14 protein-coding genes and 2 pseudogenes are annotated in these 16469 nt (G+C 42.1%); 3 read left to right on the top strand and 13 right to left on the bottom strand.

The window, feature by feature from the left end; translation table 11 throughout:
• Positions 1-207 precede the first annotated feature (207 nt).
• Complete coding sequence (locus tag NSQ91_RS15740) at positions 208-1188, bottom strand: aldo/keto reductase (RefSeq protein ID WP_076303769.1); 981 nt, start codon at positions 1186-1188, stop codon at positions 208-210.
• A 352-nt stretch (positions 1189-1540) separates the two neighbouring features.
• On the opposite strand from NSQ91_RS15740, the gene NSQ91_RS15735 reads away from it, so the two are divergent.
• Complete coding sequence (locus NSQ91_RS15735) at positions 1541-2671, top strand: glycosyltransferase family 61 protein (protein WP_081391795.1); 1131 nt, start codon at positions 1541-1543, stop codon at positions 2669-2671.
• 76 nt (positions 2672-2747) lie between these two features.
• Here the strand turns inward: NSQ91_RS15735 and NSQ91_RS32060 are convergent, their stop codons facing one another.
• Positions 2748-2975 (bottom strand): dihydrofolate reductase family protein, encoded by a 228-nt coding sequence (locus tag NSQ91_RS32060; RefSeq protein WP_051490997.1) that lies wholly within the window; start codon positions 2973-2975, stop codon positions 2748-2750.
• 120 nt (positions 2976-3095) lie between these two features.
• On the opposite strand from NSQ91_RS32060, the pseudogene NSQ91_RS15730 reads away from it, so the two are divergent.
• A pseudogene (locus tag NSQ91_RS15730) lies at positions 3096-3317 on the top strand (TetR-like C-terminal domain-containing protein); the annotation flags it as partial.
• 318 nt (positions 3318-3635) lie between these two features.
• Here NSQ91_RS15730 and NSQ91_RS15725 read toward each other — a convergent pair.
• The 11 genes and pseudogenes from NSQ91_RS15725 to NSQ91_RS15675 form a co-directional block, all read right to left on the bottom strand.
• Entirely contained in the window at positions 3636-5495 is a 1860-nt protein-coding gene (locus tag NSQ91_RS15725; protein WP_076303771.1) for an ABC transporter ATP-binding protein, read from the bottom strand.
• Entirely contained in the window at positions 5482-7221 is a 1740-nt protein-coding gene (locus NSQ91_RS15720) for an ABC transporter ATP-binding protein (protein ID WP_076303772.1), read from the bottom strand. Before NSQ91_RS15720 ends, NSQ91_RS15725 begins: the two co-directional genes overlap by 14 nt.
• An 18-nt stretch (positions 7222-7239) precedes the next feature.
• Complete coding sequence (locus NSQ91_RS15715) at positions 7240-7725, bottom strand: nitroreductase family protein (protein WP_076184571.1); 486 nt, start codon at positions 7723-7725, stop codon at positions 7240-7242.
• Positions 7712-8104 carry a hypothetical protein gene (locus NSQ91_RS15710; RefSeq protein ID WP_076303773.1) on the bottom strand — a complete coding sequence of 131 codons (393 nt, stop codon included), beginning with the start codon at positions 8102-8104 and terminating at the stop codon, positions 7712-7714. Before NSQ91_RS15710 ends, NSQ91_RS15715 begins: the two co-directional genes overlap by 14 nt.
• A 201-nt stretch (positions 8105-8305) precedes the next feature.
• The gene (locus tag NSQ91_RS15705) at positions 8306-9910 is read right to left on the bottom strand and encodes a response regulator (protein ID WP_076303774.1); all 1605 of its coding nucleotides are present in this window, start codon (positions 9908-9910) and stop codon (positions 8306-8308) included.
• Positions 9900-11666, bottom strand: coding sequence for a cache domain-containing sensor histidine kinase (locus tag NSQ91_RS15700; RefSeq protein ID WP_076303775.1), 1767 nt, complete (start codon positions 11664-11666; stop codon positions 9900-9902). Before NSQ91_RS15700 ends, NSQ91_RS15705 begins: the two co-directional genes overlap by 11 nt.
• Before the next feature lie 103 nt (positions 11667-11769).
• On the bottom strand, positions 11770-12609 hold the full coding sequence (locus NSQ91_RS15695) for a carbohydrate ABC transporter permease (protein ID WP_076125690.1): 840 nt from the start codon (positions 12607-12609) through the stop codon (positions 11770-11772).
• Positions 12609-13508, bottom strand: coding sequence for a carbohydrate ABC transporter permease (locus NSQ91_RS15690; protein ID WP_038570951.1), 900 nt, complete (start codon positions 13506-13508; stop codon positions 12609-12611). The genes NSQ91_RS15695 and NSQ91_RS15690 overlap by 1 nt, the downstream gene beginning before the upstream one ends.
• Before the next feature lie 57 nt (positions 13509-13565).
• The gene (locus tag NSQ91_RS15685; protein WP_076278447.1) at positions 13566-14921 is read right to left on the bottom strand and encodes an ABC transporter substrate-binding protein; all 1356 of its coding nucleotides are present in this window, start codon (positions 14919-14921) and stop codon (positions 13566-13568) included.
• 330 nt (positions 14922-15251) lie between these two features.
• A complete protein-coding gene (locus NSQ91_RS15680; RefSeq protein WP_076280656.1) occupies positions 15252-15476 on the bottom strand; it encodes a hypothetical protein in 225 nt (74 codons plus the stop codon).
• A 115-nt stretch (positions 15477-15591) separates the two neighbouring features.
• A pseudogene (locus NSQ91_RS15675) lies at positions 15592-15759 on the bottom strand (formylglycine-generating enzyme family protein); the annotation flags it as partial.
• Positions 15760-15950: 191 nt separating this feature from the next.
• Here NSQ91_RS15675 and NSQ91_RS15670 point away from each other — a divergent pair.
• The gene (locus tag NSQ91_RS15670) at positions 15951-16397 is read left to right on the top strand and encodes an OsmC family protein (RefSeq protein WP_076125698.1); all 447 of its coding nucleotides are present in this window, start codon (positions 15951-15953) and stop codon (positions 16395-16397) included.
• Positions 16398-16469 lie beyond the last annotated feature (72 nt).

Below are 16469 nucleotides of genomic sequence, written 5' to 3'. Positions count from 1 at the left end.
ACCTTCATACTTTAACTGCACTTTATACAACTAAAAACATCCAAACCTACCTAATGGGTTGAAAATCAAGGAAATAGATGTACGAAGTACACTTATATCTACGAGCTGAGTGATTTGAAGGAATATAGCTGTACGAAATACAGTTAAACGTTGGTAAACAACGCTGACTTCGGCTCTACGGGATTATCCTCCCCCATTGATTATTTATTAATTAAAACCAACGATGGAATGTGGTACATAAGGCTCCTCTAAAAACGCAATTTCTTCAGAGGTTAAAGTAATGGATAACGCACTTACTGCATCTTCGAGATGCGATGTTTTTGTAGCCCCGATGATAGGTGCTGTAACTGGTTCTTTTTGAAGCAACCAAGCAAGAGCGATATGAATCCGTTGAACACCGTGTTTTTCGGCGATTGTCGCAACTCGCTCCACGACTAATTGATCGGTATCGGCAGTTCCATCATATTTAGATTTTTGAATCTGATCAGTTTCTGAACGATGAGTTGATACCGCCCAGTCTCGCGTAAGTCTTCCTGATGCAAGGGGACTATAGGGAATAACACCAATATTCTCTTCCTTACAAAGCGGCAACATCTCTCGTTCTTCTTCACGATAGATAAGATTGAGATGATTTTGCATAGATACAAATCGGGTCCAACCGTTTTTCTCCGCTACATATAACGCTTTTTGAAACTGCCAAGCATACATTGCTGAGGCACCTATGTATCTTGCCTTACCAGCCTTCACTACATCATGAAGAGCTTCCATCGTTTCTTCGATAGGTGTGTGATAATCCCAGCGATGAATCTGATATAGATCTACATAATCTGTTCCCAATCTCTTGAGACTCTTATCAATCTCACTCATAATTGCTTTCCGGGATAATCCTGCTCCGTTCGGACCTTCATGCATACGGTTAAAGACCTTAGTTGCTAAAACAATCTCGTCTCGATTGGCATAATCCTTAAGCGCTCGTCCAACGATTTCTTCACTCGTTCCATCGGAGTATACATTCGCTGTATCAAAAAAATTAATACCCAGGTCAAGCGCTTTTTTTATGATAACACGGCTCTGCTTCTCATCAAGCACCCATTGATGGATCCAACGTTCGGCAACGCCAAAGCTCATACAACCTAAACACAGTTGGGATACGTCCAGCCCCGTTTTTCCAAGTTTTGTATACTTCATTTATCTCGAATCCACACTTTCCAATTAAATTGTAATATCCTAATGCCCTGTCTTAAAGGGGTACATATTAATTCATAAAACAGCTCCAACGCATACCGATGAAAAGGAACTGGGGAATAGTTAACACTTCCAGCAGTACATTGCACCTAATCGATGATTTAAACGGCGTTTGAATAAACTGAATTTATATTCAATCCTAGTCCATGTCAAGCCTATTAATCAAGTAATAACAGCATTTGAATCAAATCTTGTTCATCCGCCTCTTTCCGTGTAAGTCTGTGTCCGAAGATTGTTCATTTCATAAAATAGCTTAATAAGGTTTCTGCGCTTCTACTTGGGAATATGAGGTGACATGATGTTATTTTCTGCACAAGGGGTACCACCCCAAGGATATTACCAAAGCATCTGGGACTTTACTTCCCACAACGAAAACAGTACAAAGGAAGCTGGGAATGTCGTTCCTTTTGACTTCGGACGGGCGGCTGAGTTCAGAGCGCCTAAAAGCATTGAAACGAGTATTGCTCCAGCACTAACACCTTATTGTTTAAAGCCCTTTGGCGGATACGTTGCCACCATTTCCAGAGGGAAGGTATGGGGAGAATCTGGTGCCGTTCTAACACCAGAAGGGAAATTGATCTTTGATCTTTCCCAAGAATATGATGCCAAGCAATATAGGATGCTTGAAGCAGATGAGCACTCAGTGTTTCACCGGTGGAACGGTCCGCAGCTTCAATATTTTGCCGGGACCGCGGCGGTGTTAACCTTTTGCGGAGCCCATAACTATTTTCATTGGATGTATGATGTGCTTCCTAGATTAGCGATGCTTCAATCGAGCGGAATCACTTATTCCACTATTATCATGAATCCAAATCCGTATGGACCCTTTGTGGAACAAACGTGGACCATGCTTGGGATATCCGAGTCATTGGTGATCCGGACGAATTCAGAAGTATATGTTCAGGCTGACCGGCTACTTGTCCCTTCCTTAATGATGAATTCACATTATCCTCCTTGGACCACGGATACACTGCGAAGATTTTTGTTGCCGCATAGAGAAACAACACTAGTCACTCCAGAACGTTTTTATATCTCACGAAAAAAAGCAAGCTCAAGACGGTTGGTTAATGAAGATGATGTCATCCGCTGCCTTGAGAATTTTAATATCGTACCGATTTGTCTAGAGGACTGGACGGTTGCCCAGCAAATCCAATTATTCGCCTCAGCGAAAGTAATCGTAGGTCCACATGGTGCTGGACTCGCTAATCTGGCTTTTTGCCAGCCTGGAACACAGGTCATTGAAATTTTCCATGCCCAGCACGTTGTTCCAACCTATTGGATGATCAGCAACCATAATAATCTCGAATATTATATGGTGTACGGGCAAGGTGTTCCCGATCCTGCGATTCGTTTTCCAGGACTGGAGGACATCTATGTGAACGTAGATCGTCTGAAACAAACGATGCATCTGGCAGGCTTGGAATGAGAAGATTGCTTACTACTTTCTCGAATTCAAAAAGCGCAAAGCATATTTTGCTTTGCGCTTTTTAAGAAACATAGATTTAATCACGCCGTGTTACATACTTCAACCATAGCCCATCATCCGCAAGTTTTTCTACACTCTTCAAGCTAAAATTTGCTGGGGGCTGTTGTTTCATAGATGCATCCATTTCAAATAAGGTCACAGAATTAGAGGCACCATCTGCGATGGGAACTATAACCAGGCTCAACTCATCAATTAAATCTTCATTCAGGAAAGACCCGTTTAAAATGCCCCCACCCTCCAGCATCAATTCATCGATTGAGAATAATTGATTACTTCAATGATATGATCCTCTGTTCTATTGTGACTTCCTTCTGAAATTCAAAACTCAAGATGCGCTTAAAAAGGCTGTTATTGTAAAGGTGCTCCTTATTTCCGAAATCGTTTCTTAAGCTTTCTTCTCGATGAGTTTAGACATGAAGTAACTACCACCGAAGGCATAAACGAAGGGTTACATGAAGAGGTTATTATTAGTTTTGTTGCATCGGCTTATGCAGGGGTAGTGGAATGGTGGTTCAAGAATGAAAGACCTGTGACCTATCAAGTCTTGGCTGAACAACTCGGAACGTTATTAGAGAGGAATTTATAAAAAAAAGCGGCGATTCTCCTATAATAGGTGAATCGCCGCTCTTTTTTATCGGGCATTAATTACGGCAATAGATTACACATCTTTTTAAGGACTTCGGACCCAGATGACGTTATTTGGTAGTTTTCAGCTCTTGAAACAGGGCTTCGGACCTCAAGGACGTTATTCCTTAGAAAGTGACTTATATTTTGTGTTTTTCATGCCAATAGCTGCAGTGGGGTCCTTTAATCTTCTGAAAATCAGAAAATCTTGCCTTTAAGGTCAGAGGAGTCCGATAAAAGCATCTACTTACAAATGTTATCAGTTCAAGTAAAGATTCTTTTAAATCGCTCGTTTGAACTGGGTATTGTACAGCTCGTAATAAACACCTTGCAGCGCAAGAAGCTCTTTATGACTGCCTTGCTCGGCAATTCCGCCACCCTGAATAACGAGTATACGATCAGCATCCTGGATGGTACTAAGCCTATGGGCGATCACAAAGCTTGTTCGTCCCTTCATTAGCTTTTCCATCGCCTGTTGAATATGCATTTCCGTACGCGTATCCACACTGCTGGTTGCCTCATCTAGGATCAAAATAGCTGGATCAGCTAGAATGGCGCGGGCAATCGTTAAAAGCTGACGCTGGCCGTGGCTCAAATTACTGCCTTCCGCATGGAGAATAGTCTCATATCCATGCGGCAGTCTATTGATAAAGGCATCTGCATTGGCCAATCTTGCCGCTTCCTCTACCTCTTGGTCTGTCGCATCAAGACGTCCAAAGCGAATATTTTCCCGAATCGTTCCCGAGAATACATGCGCGTCTTGCAATACCATTCCCAATTGACTACGAAGTGCATTTTTATCCAGCTCTCCAATATCGCGGCCATCAATGAATATGGAGCCGCCGCTTAAATCATAGAATCTGATCAGCAAGTTGACAATGGTCGTTTTTCCAGCTCCCGTTGGGCCAACAAGCGCAATTTTCTCTCCGGGTTTTGCTTCAAACGTAACCCCGCTCAGAATTGGTGAATCCGGCTTGTAAGCAAATGAAACGTCTTTGAAAACAACGTTCCCTTTTAACCTTGGCAGATCGTCACTTTGTTCATCACCGTCACCATATTCGGATGGCATATCCATAACTTCAAACACACGCTCCGCACCAGCAATTGCCGACTGAATTAGATTGTACTGGTTAGCAAGATCGGAGATCGGTCGTCCGAACTGTTTGGAATACGTAAGGAAGCTAACGATTACGCCAACCGTAGCCATGTTATGAAAAGCCATCCAGCCACCCACCCCGGCAATGATCGCAAATCCAAGGTTATTAATCATGTTCATGACCGGTCCCACTAATCCGGAAACAATTTGTGCCTTAATGCCGACTTTATTCAACTCTCCGCTGATTTTGCGGAACCGTTTCACTTCTGTCTCTTCCCTGCTGTATTGTTTGACTACTTTTTGTCCGCTGATGGTTTCTTCGATAAATCCACCCAACTCACCTAGATGGCGTTGCTGATTTTTAAAATAAGTTCGACTTAAACCTATGATTTTACGGCTGGACAATAACACAAGAGGGATCGTTATCAGTGAAACTACGGTCAACGGAACGTTCATCATTAACATGATCACTAGTGAACCGCTTAGGGTGATCAAACTGTTTAATAACTGGGTCACACTCTGATTAAGTGTACTGGATACGCTCTCTATGTCGTTGGTTGCCCGACTCATTAGTTCTCCTTTAGCTTGCGTGTCAAAAAACTTAATCGGTAGCTGTTGATATTTGCTGAACAGATCACGACGCAGCTCAAACACGGTATTCTGTGAGACGGATGTCATAACATAGGCTTGCACCCAAGCAACCACACTGCTTAGACCATAAATACCTATTAGGAGTAGACAAAAGCGAATAAGACCCTGATAATCGTGAGGAATTACGGCAGTATCAATCGCTTTACCGATTAGATAAGGCCCGATCAACGAAAGGATTGCATTCAACACTGTAAATACATACACAATGATTAACCCGAACCGCTGGCGGTTCAAATACATCCAGATGCGTTTGAGTGTTCCCGCTTGATTCTTAGCGCGTACGATCGGCACAGCTCCGCCGCGTCCAGGGCCAGATCCCGGTCCAGATCCAGGTCCGAATCCGCCTGATCGATTAAAAGGAGTGGTGTTCATGCCATTATTAAGCTTTGACATAAGGCACCTCCTCTCCCTTCATCTGTGATCTCCAGATATCTCTGTATATTTCACTGCTGTTCATAAGCCCATCATGTGTACCTTGTACAGCAATTCGGCCGTTTTCTAATACCAGAATACGATCAGCATCAATTACAGAGGTGACACGCTGAGCTATCAAAATATTCGTGCTGCTGCGCAGCCGTGTTTTTAACATCTGCCGGATTCGTGACTCTGTCGCTGCATCGAGCGCGCTAGTGCTGTCATCCATAATGAGGATTGTTGGCTGAATTAAAAGTGCCCGTGCAATCGAAAGGCGCTGCTTTTGCCCACCGGACAGGTTAATGCCACGCTGGCCGAGCTCTGTATCGTAACCCTGTGGAAGTTCTAAAATGAAACTGTGAGCTTCAGCGGCTATTGCTGCTTCTTCCACTTCCTCATCTGTGGCATCCGGTCTGCCGTATCGGATATTATCGCGGATAGTACCGCTGAACAGAATAGCCTGCTGCATAACATATCCGATTCTGCTACGCAAATCTTCCAGAGCAATCATACGAGTGTCGGAGCCATCAATTGTAATGGATCCAGAGGACACTTCGTAAAACCGGGGAATGAGGCTGACCAATGATGATTTACCAGTACCGGTGGCACCAAGAATGGCCACTGTTTCTCCTGGCTCCGCAGTGAAATTAATATCGTCTAACACTAGATTTTCATCCGAAGGATCATAAGCAAAAGATACATTGTCAAATACGATCCGACCGTTGTGTATGGCATCTTTTTTAGCGTTAGCAACTTCTGTAATATCACTAATGGTGGAAAATACTTCATTCTCCCGATCGGCAGAAACCTTGGCTCGTGAGAAGAAGGTCAACATATTGCTTAACATCAGCATTGACATCAACAATTGGGTTATATAGTTAATAAAAGCGATCAGCTGACCAACTGGCAGCCCACCGTTCCAGCTTTGCACTCCCCCAAACCATAGTACAGCAACAATACTGGCATTTAGTACAAGCATCATTAGCGGCATATTTAATGACATTAACCGTACCGCTTTTATCGCAATTTCTGTATAATCCTTGTTAGCTGTATTAAAGCGTTTCTGTTCATGGTTAGCGCGGACGAATGCTTTGACTACACGAATGCCTGATAAATTTTCCTGCAACACTGTGTTCACACCGTCTAATTTGACCTGCATTTTCTGAAACAAAGGAAAAGAAAGTCGGATTAACCCATACAAAATTAAACTCAAGAGTGGCACAGCAACGGCTAGGATGAGGGTCAGCATAGGACTTATCCGAATCGCCATCACCAAGCTTCCGACTAATAGCAAGGGAGATCGAATACTCCGCAAAATCATTTGCACAAAGGTTTGCAGCTGTACCACATCATTTGTTAATCGTGTAATCAGTGAGCCCGTCTTCAATTGATCCAGGTTCTTATTAGAAAATTTCTGAATATGTTCAAACAAGCTAATCCGCAAATCATTTCCGAAGTTTTGAGAAGCAATACTCGAAAAAATAGTGCAGCCCACCCCACCAATTAGACCGATAAATGCTACACCAAGCATGATCAGTCCGGTCGAGAAAATATGAGACAAGTCTTTTGTCATGACACCCTTATCCACAATGCTCGCCATGAGCGTGGGCTGCAGTAAATCCATAGTTACTTCGACCAGCATCAGCAATGGTGCCAACACACACCACACCCAATATGGCCTCAAATAATGCTTAAGCTTCCACATTCCGCCACCTTCAATTGTTTAAGATAAATACGTGATTTTAGAACTAATCGGTGTTCTGGGTTTCGCATTCGGCACTTCCTCCGGATACCCCATTCCAAATATCCCAATAACATCGTAATTTTCTTGAACACTAAGAATCTCACGATTATGAGGCAAAGCCCCCAGCGAAGCCCAATACGTACCTACACCTGCTTCATGTGCAGCTAATAAGAAATTTTGTACGAAACAAGCAGCAGCCATAACATTCTCATCGCGTTCAAACGCAGTTGCGGCAGGCTTAGACAGAACTGCAAAAACAACAGGTGCGTTGCCAAAATCCGTCTTATGCTTTAATTTCGCTCTAGTATTGGGTCCGATGAAAAGAAGCTCCCAAGGTTCGGTCATACGATGATTAGGAGCGTAACTTGCAGCCTCCAGCCATGAATGTAACTCCTCTTCACGAATTGGAGTCTGTTTGAATTGTTTTGTACTTCTGCGGGTTTTAATGAGCTCAGTTATTTTCATCTTTTTCTTTACTCTCCTCTTTATTAACATTTGATGTTGTATCTTCTGGAACGATCTCATGAATCTGAAAGATTTGTTTAAACTCTTCAATGATCGCTTCCGTTGCTTTTAATTCACCGCTAACCACTTGTTTAATCGATTCAAGCTCAGGCTGATTTAACTGCCGCTGTAATGTAGCCCGGTTAACCATAAGCTTATCTAAAAAAGCGATGGCTCTGCCACGGCGAAAAGTTTGAGCACTTTTAGGATGTGGATCCATTGATTCTGTCATCCCATGTTTCATAAAGCCACGATCTCTGTGTTCGCCACGTCCCTCACGATCTCTGTGCTCTCCATGCTCCCTATGACCGCCACGTTTGCCGACATGTCCTTCACGCATTTTATTTCCTCCTTTTGCAGTGTATACATTTGTATACGCACTCTTCATGTATACAAATGTATACGATAGAAACCATTTCTGTCAAGATCATTTTTCCATTTTGTAACATCATTATTGCTTACTTTATATCTTAAAAAACAATAAAAAACCCGCATAAAGTGCGGGCTTATAGAGAAAAAATATCAAATTCAACGAAGCAATTTATAGGGGGAAACTATTTTTCTTATACTCCTGAACGGATACTCCCATTACTTTTTTAAAACAGTTACTGAAGTAAAATGGATCTTTAATGCCGACCTTTTCAGCAATTTGATAAGCTTTCCAATCCGTTTCATTCAGAAGCTTCACCGCTTTTTCCATTCTGCACTTGAGAAGATAATCCGTAAAGCTAATCCCTGTGTCCTGCTTAAAGATCCGGCTAAAGTAACTGGAATTCATGTGGAATTTATTCGATACATAGGATAAAGACATCTCCGGAATGTGCATCTCCTGTTGAATAAAATCTTTAACTTCATGAATAATATTATTAGTTTTTTTGCTTCGTGCCTGAATTACTTGAGAGGTTACCTTCTCTGTGAGTTCAAGTAATGTCTGTTGCATGTCTGGCAGGCTATCGAGCTCAAAAATCCTTTTATATGGCGAAATATCGAAAGAAAGATTATTATCTAGTATAACTCCCATTTCAGCGAGTGAATTGATTAATGTGGAGACAAATTGGGCCGAAACCAGCCTAGCTCGTTCCACAGAAAAAGCCTTGGACTTCTCCAAATCCTGAAACATTTTCTCAATGGATTGCACAGCCTTATCTAAGACACCAGCTTTTACAAAAAACAAAATTTCCTCAATTTCATTCGTCTTAACTTCCCAGGATCGGCCTCCGAAATGAATTTCATCATTAAAAAAATAGATGGCGTTACTGCCCTTTAACTTACCATATCTAACTGCCTCCAGCGCCTCTTTATAGGATTCTTTGATCCTATTGAAATCCGTACAGGTACTACCTACGCCAATGCAAGCTTTACATCCAAGCTTTTCATGGAGCGATTGGGCCAGCCACTCTCCAATCTTCGTAAGATTCTGATTATCTTTTCTATTAAGAAGGACAATCCGTTGACTGTTATCAAAAAAAACTTCCATTCCCTCATACTCTTCAAGCGCGTAATCAATAAACCTCTTACAACGCAAAGACTGCAGGATTCGTTGTTCCTCCCCTTCTTCTAAGGGAATTTGAAGTTCAATAAGCATGATTGAAAACAAGCTGTTCGCTGATTCAGGAAAAAAGTAATGGAATCGGCTATCCAGCTGATCGGGGTCCCAGAGGCCTGATAGCAAATCATTTAGAAATTTTTCTTTTAGTTGAACGGCGTGTTCTTTTAACTGTCGATTCAGCTCCTGATATTCGTTCCACCGCTCTGTCTCTTCCCGGATTTTCCCATGAAGATCTACCGCAACTCTTCGTACCTCCTCGGCTTGGAGCGGCTTCAAGATAAAATTTTGCACTCCAATGTCCAGGCTTCTTTTTGCATATTCGAATTCGGGATGTGCAGTGATGATCACAATTTTGACTAGCGGATACCTTTCTTTTATCAACCGGCTTAATTCCAGTCCATCCATAAAAGGCATACTGATATCTGTAAATACTACATCCGGTTTCATGGTTTCGATCAGATCTAACGCTTCGCTTCCATTCGAGGCCTCACCTACGAATCTGTAACCAACTGCTTGCCAATCTATAATGATGGGAACAATTTTTCTCGCATTAATTTCATCATCCACAATAATGGCTCTGAGCAGTTCAAGCTCCATGACTATTCCCCTCCTCAAGCGGTAGTTCCAATTCAATCCGAGTTCCTTCTCCCGGTGCACTGACCAAACTACAATTCATGTCCGCCCCATAGTACAGCTTCAAACGCATCAAAGTACCGCGCAACCCAAAACTGGACTCATTTTGCCCATAGGGCTCAGCTTGCATTTCCCGACGTTTGTCTTCATTCATCCCCACACCATCATCTTCCACGACTAGCTTCAGTCGATTCCCCTGAATACGGGCAAGGATGCGAATCTTACCACACTCCCCTAAAGGGCGAATACCATGATAAAGCGCATTTTCTACAAGCGGCTGAAGCGTCAATTTGGGTATCCGAACATACTCAGCTTCTTCCGACACCTCAATTTCACTGATGAAAATTTCTGGATAGCGAATATTTTGTATACTCAAATAACTTTTAGTGATCTCTACTTCTTCTCTTAACGTTACTACATCACTGCCCTTACTAAGACTCTGACGATAGAAGGCTGCAAGCTCAGAAATAATCTGGTACGCCTCATTATTATTTCCTGACAAAGTTAAATAGCCAGCTGATTCTAACGTGTTATATAAAAAATGTGGTTTAATTTGCTGCTGCAAAATATCCAATTCGAGTTTCCGAATCAATTTCTGTTCTTCTTTCTCCCGCTTCAGCGCTTGCTCAATGGTCATAATCATATTGTTATACCTATCTTTCAACTGGTTCAGCTCATCCGTTCTCGCCTCGTACCGAACCAAACTGAAATCTCCAATCTCCACTTTTTTCATGGATCGCAGCATATGTAAAATAGGTGTAGTAATGAATCTAGAAATCCAGACGGAACCTAAAAATATAGAAATGAAATTAAACAACATAATCATTAACAGCATCAGATTAAATTGACGATAGGGGCTTTCCCATTCCCCCAAAGGCTGAGCGCTAGTAAACCTCCAACCACGATCCATTGAAACCAGAGAAGAGATCAGATAATTATGATCTTTGATCTTTACGATTTTGCTACTGCCGAGCGGCACATCAAGCATAGAAGAGTTTGTATAGTTCGATAATTCAGGCCGTGTAAAATCAAGGAGTGTCTCATATCCAGTTTCGATCATTAAATCAGGTTTATTATCGTTGATCGAACGTTCATAGCTTTTTTTCAGCTCCTGAACCGTAATGTTCACGACTAATACTCCTATTTTCTTGGAAGTGTTCATGTCGTTTACGATACGAATCAGAGAAATATATTGTGGATCCTGCTGGGGTTCCTTCGTCTCAAAATTGAAGATACCTCCGGCATTTTTCCTCCAAATTGCTTTTCCGTCCAAGGCGACTGCCTCGGAGTACCATTCCGCTGACTCGATCCCATCTGTTCTGATCGGTTTTGCAGACTGCAAATCAATCGCAAACTTACGTCCTGCATTATCGAATAGATAGACAGAAGAGATAGAGGGCTCTGCGAGCATAAAATCTGACAGAGCCACCTCTAGCTTGTAAGTTAAAATTCCGATGTCGTTACCCGCCAGATCACTGCCCAAAATTTCCTGAACCGTATTGTTCGACACGATCATCTTGGAATAATTATTCGTACTGTCAAGAAGTGATTCGATTCCGGAATTCATGGCGTTTAAGGTTTGAAGCGATACCTCACCTACCTTTTCCTCGGTGAATTTCTCATTGATTCGTTGGTACATAATACCGCTTGCAATCATGGAAACCACTAATAAGGCCAAGTAGTAAAAAACGATTTGTGATCGGATACGTGCAAACCTCATCGGTAACCTCCTGGCCGACATTAAGCGAATACGGACTTTTATTTATAGCTTCTTCAATACGACACTAGTATAGCATTTTTCGAAAGATTCCTATCCCATTGCTTTAACCCTTAACTGCCCCGGCAATAATGCTTTTTTGGACTTGATTACTTAGGAACAAGTAGATAATGATCATGGGTAGTGTAGCCACAACCATTCCTGCGAACATAGGTCCAAATTCTGTGGCATAGGCACTTTTAAACGAATTGATGGCGACGGTAATTGTTGCTAAGTCAGGATCATTAATGAATGTATTGGCAAACATCAGTTCGTTCCAAGCGGATAAAAAAGTAAAGATGGAAGTGGTTACGATAGCCGGCTTTACAAGCGGAAGCATAATACGGAAAAAAACCTGATAAATATTGCAGCCGTCTACAACGCTGGCTTCTTCCAACTCCCCTGGCAGCGCTCTAAAGAAACCAATCATGATAAAGATTGTAGTAGGAAGTGCACTAACGGTATAAGGAATGATTAAGGCCCAAGGCGTATTCAGCAAGCTTGTCATTTTTAACATCTGAAAGACAGGTAGCAGCGTAGCATGAACGGGGATCATCAATCCCAGCATGAAGAAAGTAAGCACCACATTATTAAGCTTCCACTTCATTCTTGCGACAGCAAAAGAAACCATTGCCGATAACAGAGCAGAAATAATGACAGTTACCGTTGTATACATAAGGCTGTTCAAAAAGTTACGTGCGATATTCGCCTTAAAAAGTGCGTAGTCGTAGTTCGCCCACCGCCACTCATTAGGCAAGCCCATCACATTTGAGCCTGTAATTTCTATGTTTGTTTTAAAGGAGGAAAATACAAGCCACACGAGCGGATACAGTTGAATAACTGCGAAGATTAGAAATGCAATCTGCAAAACAACCTTTGGCCAGCGGCGGTTATGTGTTGTTGTCATTAGCTCTCCTCCTTATCATCGTAGGTTCTGATCAGTTTTTGTAGAACTAAGTAGAAAAAGAGACATTCCACAACCATAAACACGGCCATCGCGCTGCCGTACCCATACATATTGCGATTAAAAATCGACGAATACATCAATGTACTTGGAACACTAGTTTCCGGTGTTGGGTAGCCATTGGTCATAATGAAGACTAAATCGAAAAACTTCAATGATCCCAAAACAGCAAATATGACACATACCTTCAGGATCGGTGAAATAAGTGGAATAGTGATAGAGAAGGCGGTTCTTATACTTGATGCTCCGTCAATTTTTGCAGCTTCGTACAAATCTTCAGGAATCCCTTTGATGGCAGCGTACATTAGAAGCATATGGTAGCCGATATATTGCCAAACGATTGGAATCATAACACTTATTAGTGCAGTTCCGCTTTCCGTTAACCAATCATGTGTCCAGGAGGACAAGCCTAGTTGATTGAGTATCGTATTCAACAAGCCATATTCAGGCTGATAGATTTTCAGAAACATAACCCCGATGACAGAGGAGGATACCAAGACTGGAATGAAATACAAAGTACGATACAGCTTTTCACCCCACACCCCTCTGGCAAGAACCAGAGCGAGCACCAGAGCTATCGGAAGTTGCATGAAAACAGAAAGAACTGCCAGATACAACGTATTAAGTATCGAATGATTAAAATCCATGCCGTACGTATCTGTAAAAAATAAATCCTTATAAGAAGCTAAACCAATAAATTTAGCCGGTTGTATCCCATCCCAGTCCAGCAGACTGTAATACATAGACTGAAGGATCGGGAAAAAACCAACAAGAATGTATAAAATCAAAGCAGGAACAACAAATACGGCGATAGCCTTTTTGTTTCCGAATACTTGATGCATGCTTCACTCCACCTTAAATCGATCAGGCGGCGAACAATTCTCGCCGCCTGACGCAGATTATTGTCCTTGATTGACCTTGCTCTGTAGTTCTTTCGTGTAGTCTTCAGGTGTTGTTTTTCCGGCGACGAATTTCATCAGCGAACCAAACATAGATTCAGTGTCATTACCATTCAGCATTTGATCCCACCAGTAGGAGAAACCAGTTGCTGAAGAGGACAATTCACCAATTTGCAGAGCCAGTGGATTCATTTGAGAAGTGTCACCTACATCAACTTTCCATGCTGAGGAGCCTGAACCAGCCAGAAATACTTCTTTAGACATGGTCTCAATAAAGAACTTGTATACTTCCCATATTCTTTCCTTGTTTTTCAGATCGGCATTGAGCACGAATGTTTCACCCGAACCTCCGAACCACTCGTCAGCATTTCCTTTCCCCCCTGGAATGGTTGGAAATTTAATCGGTACCACTTTACCTTTGACCAGAGAGTTATCATCTTCAATCTGTCCGTTGACCCAAGCGCCCATGAACATCATAGCTGCTTTGCCTGATAGGAACATATTTGTCGCGTCATCATAAGAAGTTCCAACAAAATGTTTTCCGAAGGAGTCCGCATCAATCAATTGTTTGTATTTCGCAGCAGCTTCTGTGAATTCAGCTGTGTCGAATGATCCTGTTTTCGTTAAAGCGGCATTTACAGCATCCACGCCTGCCATCCGGATGGCTAGAATCGCGTTCCATTGCATTGCTGGCCATCTGTCTTTAGCCCCAAGTGCAATCGGCTGAATGCCTTTTGCTTTTAGTGCTTCAATCGCAGCAACAAGCTCATCCCATGTTTCCGGAATTTTCGCTCCTGCTTGCTCAAATAGTTCTTTATTGACGTACATTTGAGCAGTAGCTATATTGATCGGCAGACCGTAAAGCTTGCTATCGAAGATGAAATTGTCTGTCGTACCTGGTACAATTTGGTCCAGCGTTCCATCTTTTGCGAGATCATCAATGGACAAAATCCGGTTCCCCGCTATAAATGGCTCAGAGAATCCGCCACCCCAGGTGTAAAAAATGTCGGGCAGCTCATTGGCGGCTGAAGCCGCTTTCACTTTTGTTTTATAAGACTCGCCCCCAACACCCACATGCTCGATTTCAACATTAGGAAATTTAGCCTGGGTTGCTTCAAGTGCTTTATAAAAACCAACAAACCCGCCGTCTTTAGAATTTGGATCCGCGAATTGGGACCACATAGTAATCTTGAGCTTCTCTTCCGCCGCAGGGGTTTTTCCCGTTTTGCCTGCGTTTGCATTAGCCTCAGAATTCACGTTATTCCCGTTGTTCCCACCACAAGCAGTGATAAGTATGGACATAGCCATCAACACTGTTAGAGTTAGGCTAATCCTTTTTTTGTTGACTTTTTTCATTCTTTTTCGCCCCCCATTTTTATATTGCTTACAGGACTAATTATATAAATCAATTTATCGAGTGAACATGAAAGCGTTTTACTTAATGATGTATTCTCTTTACATTAGACATTTTTCTTTATTAGCTACACATAAAGAAGACCTCTGATTTCTTCAGAAGTCTTTTTTTCATTCATATCAAAACTTAGGGAATGAACACCTCTATATAGCTGAGTGGCTTAGGTTCTATCTTCTCTCTTCTCTATTATCAGAAGTTATCTCATGAATCTGAAACATATGTATGAACTCATCGATGATCGCTTCCGTAGCTTTTAGTTCACCACTAATGACTTATTTTGCCGATTCAATCTCTGACTCGTTTAGCTGCTGCTGCAACGCCGAACGATTAATCATTAGCTTGTCCAAAAATGCGATAGCCCTAGCACGACGAAAGGTCTGAGCGCTTTTGTGAGGATGCTCCGAACCCTCCTTGACTCCATTTATATTCATTTCTTCATGCTCTCCGTATTCTCGATGCTCGTTATAACCGTGCTTATCTATGTGCCCTTCGCGCATAATTATTCCCTCCTCTAATTCCACTTACAAAACCATAGCCCATTAATAAGACCGGGTAAGATGGAAGCCGTCTGACTCCTTATCCAAGTAATGTGTATACCATCTTCACCTTTATATTCACAAACGGCTTTAGATCTCCCTGAGATGAGTTATTAATTATAGCATTGGATAGATCCATAGTTACAGGATAGGGTGCAAGAAGAAACGGTTTGAATTGTGCTTTCCAACTACGCTTTATCCGATCGTCTCTTAATTCTATTTCTCCCCCTGGAATTGCAACCATAGGATAGTCCAAATAGCCCTCAATTTCGGTCGACACTCTAGCTGCCTCCTAACTATAATTTTAATCATGTATTGACGGGTATACAGAATAGAACTATAATCTATACAATTCCTAGAAACATACTATGAATTACAAAAAAATAAGAAACATTAAATCATCCTTAGTTTGTCCACAAGAAGGAGTGTAAACACATGCCAAATGTTCAAACTTTCAAAGCAACTGCTCATTTGCAAGACGGCGTAAAGGTCGTTACTAATGCAAGACAATTCGAGCTGGTCATCGATGAACCGACAAGTCTAGGGGGCACGGATACAGGAATGAATCCTGTTGAAGCTTTGCTCGCTTCTTTGGGTGCCTGCCAATCCATTGTAGCTCGGGTCTACGCCTCTAAATTTGAGGTGGAGCTTGAAGATTTCAGAGTAGATGTGGAAGGTGACTTGGATCTCGACGGATTCTTCAACCGCTCTGAAGTACGTCCTGGCTATTCCGATATTCGGTATACATTCTACATAAAGACTCCATCCCCTGCTGAGAAGGTCGAACAGTTCGTACAATTTCTGGAGAGCAAATGCCCTGTAGGTGACACCATTGCAGCTCCGGTTAATCTCAAGCTAAATCGTATTGTGATTGAAAATTAACCGTTTAATAATTCTAAGAGGGAATGTAAAAAGGGCTGCAAAGTTGCGTAAAAGCGACTAAGCAGCTCTTTT

The organism is Paenibacillus sp. FSL R7-0048, from assembly GCF_038004505.1.
In the GTDB taxonomy this organism is placed as follows: domain Bacteria; phylum Bacillota; class Bacilli; order Paenibacillales; family Paenibacillaceae; genus Paenibacillus_AQ; species Paenibacillus_AQ odorifer.
This window is presented reverse-complemented; position numbering and strand designations above follow the sequence as displayed.

What these genes read in the sequence shown, in the direction of transcription:
- NSQ91_RS15695 (WP_076125690.1), bottom strand. Translation starts at nt 12,609, where the DNA reads ATGACAACAACACATAACCGCCGCTGGCCAAAGGTTGTTTTGCAGATT.
- NSQ91_RS15700 (WP_076303775.1), bottom strand. Translation starts at nt 11,666, where the DNA reads ATGAGGTTTGCACGTATCCGATCACAAATCGTTTTTTACTACTTGGCC.
- NSQ91_RS15725 (WP_076303771.1), bottom strand. Translation starts at nt 5,495, where the DNA reads ATGTCAAAGCTTAATAATGGCATGAACACCACTCCTTTTAATCGATCA.
- NSQ91_RS15715 (WP_076184571.1), bottom strand. Translation starts at nt 7,725, where the DNA reads ATGAAAATAACTGAGCTCATTAAAACCCGCAGAAGTACAAAACAATTC.
- NSQ91_RS15710 (WP_076303773.1), bottom strand. Translation starts at nt 8,104, where the DNA reads ATGCGTGAAGGACATGTCGGCAAACGTGGCGGTCATAGGGAGCATGGA.
- NSQ91_RS15690 (WP_038570951.1), bottom strand. Translation starts at nt 13,508, where the DNA reads ATGCATCAAGTATTCGGAAACAAAAAGGCTATCGCCGTATTTGTTGTT.
- NSQ91_RS15680 (WP_076280656.1), bottom strand. Translation starts at nt 15,476, where the DNA reads ATGCGCGAAGGGCACATAGATAAGCACGGTTATAACGAGCATCGAGAA.
- NSQ91_RS15720 (WP_076303772.1), bottom strand. Translation starts at nt 7,221, where the DNA reads ATGTGGAAGCTTAAGCATTATTTGAGGCCATATTGGGTGTGGTGTGTG.
- NSQ91_RS15670 (WP_076125698.1), top strand. Translation starts at nt 15,951, where the DNA reads ATGCCAAATGTTCAAACTTTCAAAGCAACTGCTCATTTGCAAGACGGC.
- NSQ91_RS32060 (WP_051490997.1), bottom strand. Translation starts at nt 2,975, where the DNA reads ATGCTGGAGGGTGGGGGCATTTTAAACGGGTCTTTCCTGAATGAAGAT.
- NSQ91_RS15735 (WP_081391795.1), top strand. Translation starts at nt 1,541, where the DNA reads ATGATGTTATTTTCTGCACAAGGGGTACCACCCCAAGGATATTACCAA.
- NSQ91_RS15740 (WP_076303769.1), bottom strand. Translation starts at nt 1,188, where the DNA reads ATGAAGTATACAAAACTTGGAAAAACGGGGCTGGACGTATCCCAACTG.
- NSQ91_RS15705 (WP_076303774.1), bottom strand. Translation starts at nt 9,910, where the DNA reads ATGGAGCTTGAACTGCTCAGAGCCATTATTGTGGATGATGAAATTAAT.
- NSQ91_RS15685 (WP_076278447.1), bottom strand. Translation starts at nt 14,921, where the DNA reads ATGAAAAAAGTCAACAAAAAAAGGATTAGCCTAACTCTAACAGTGTTG.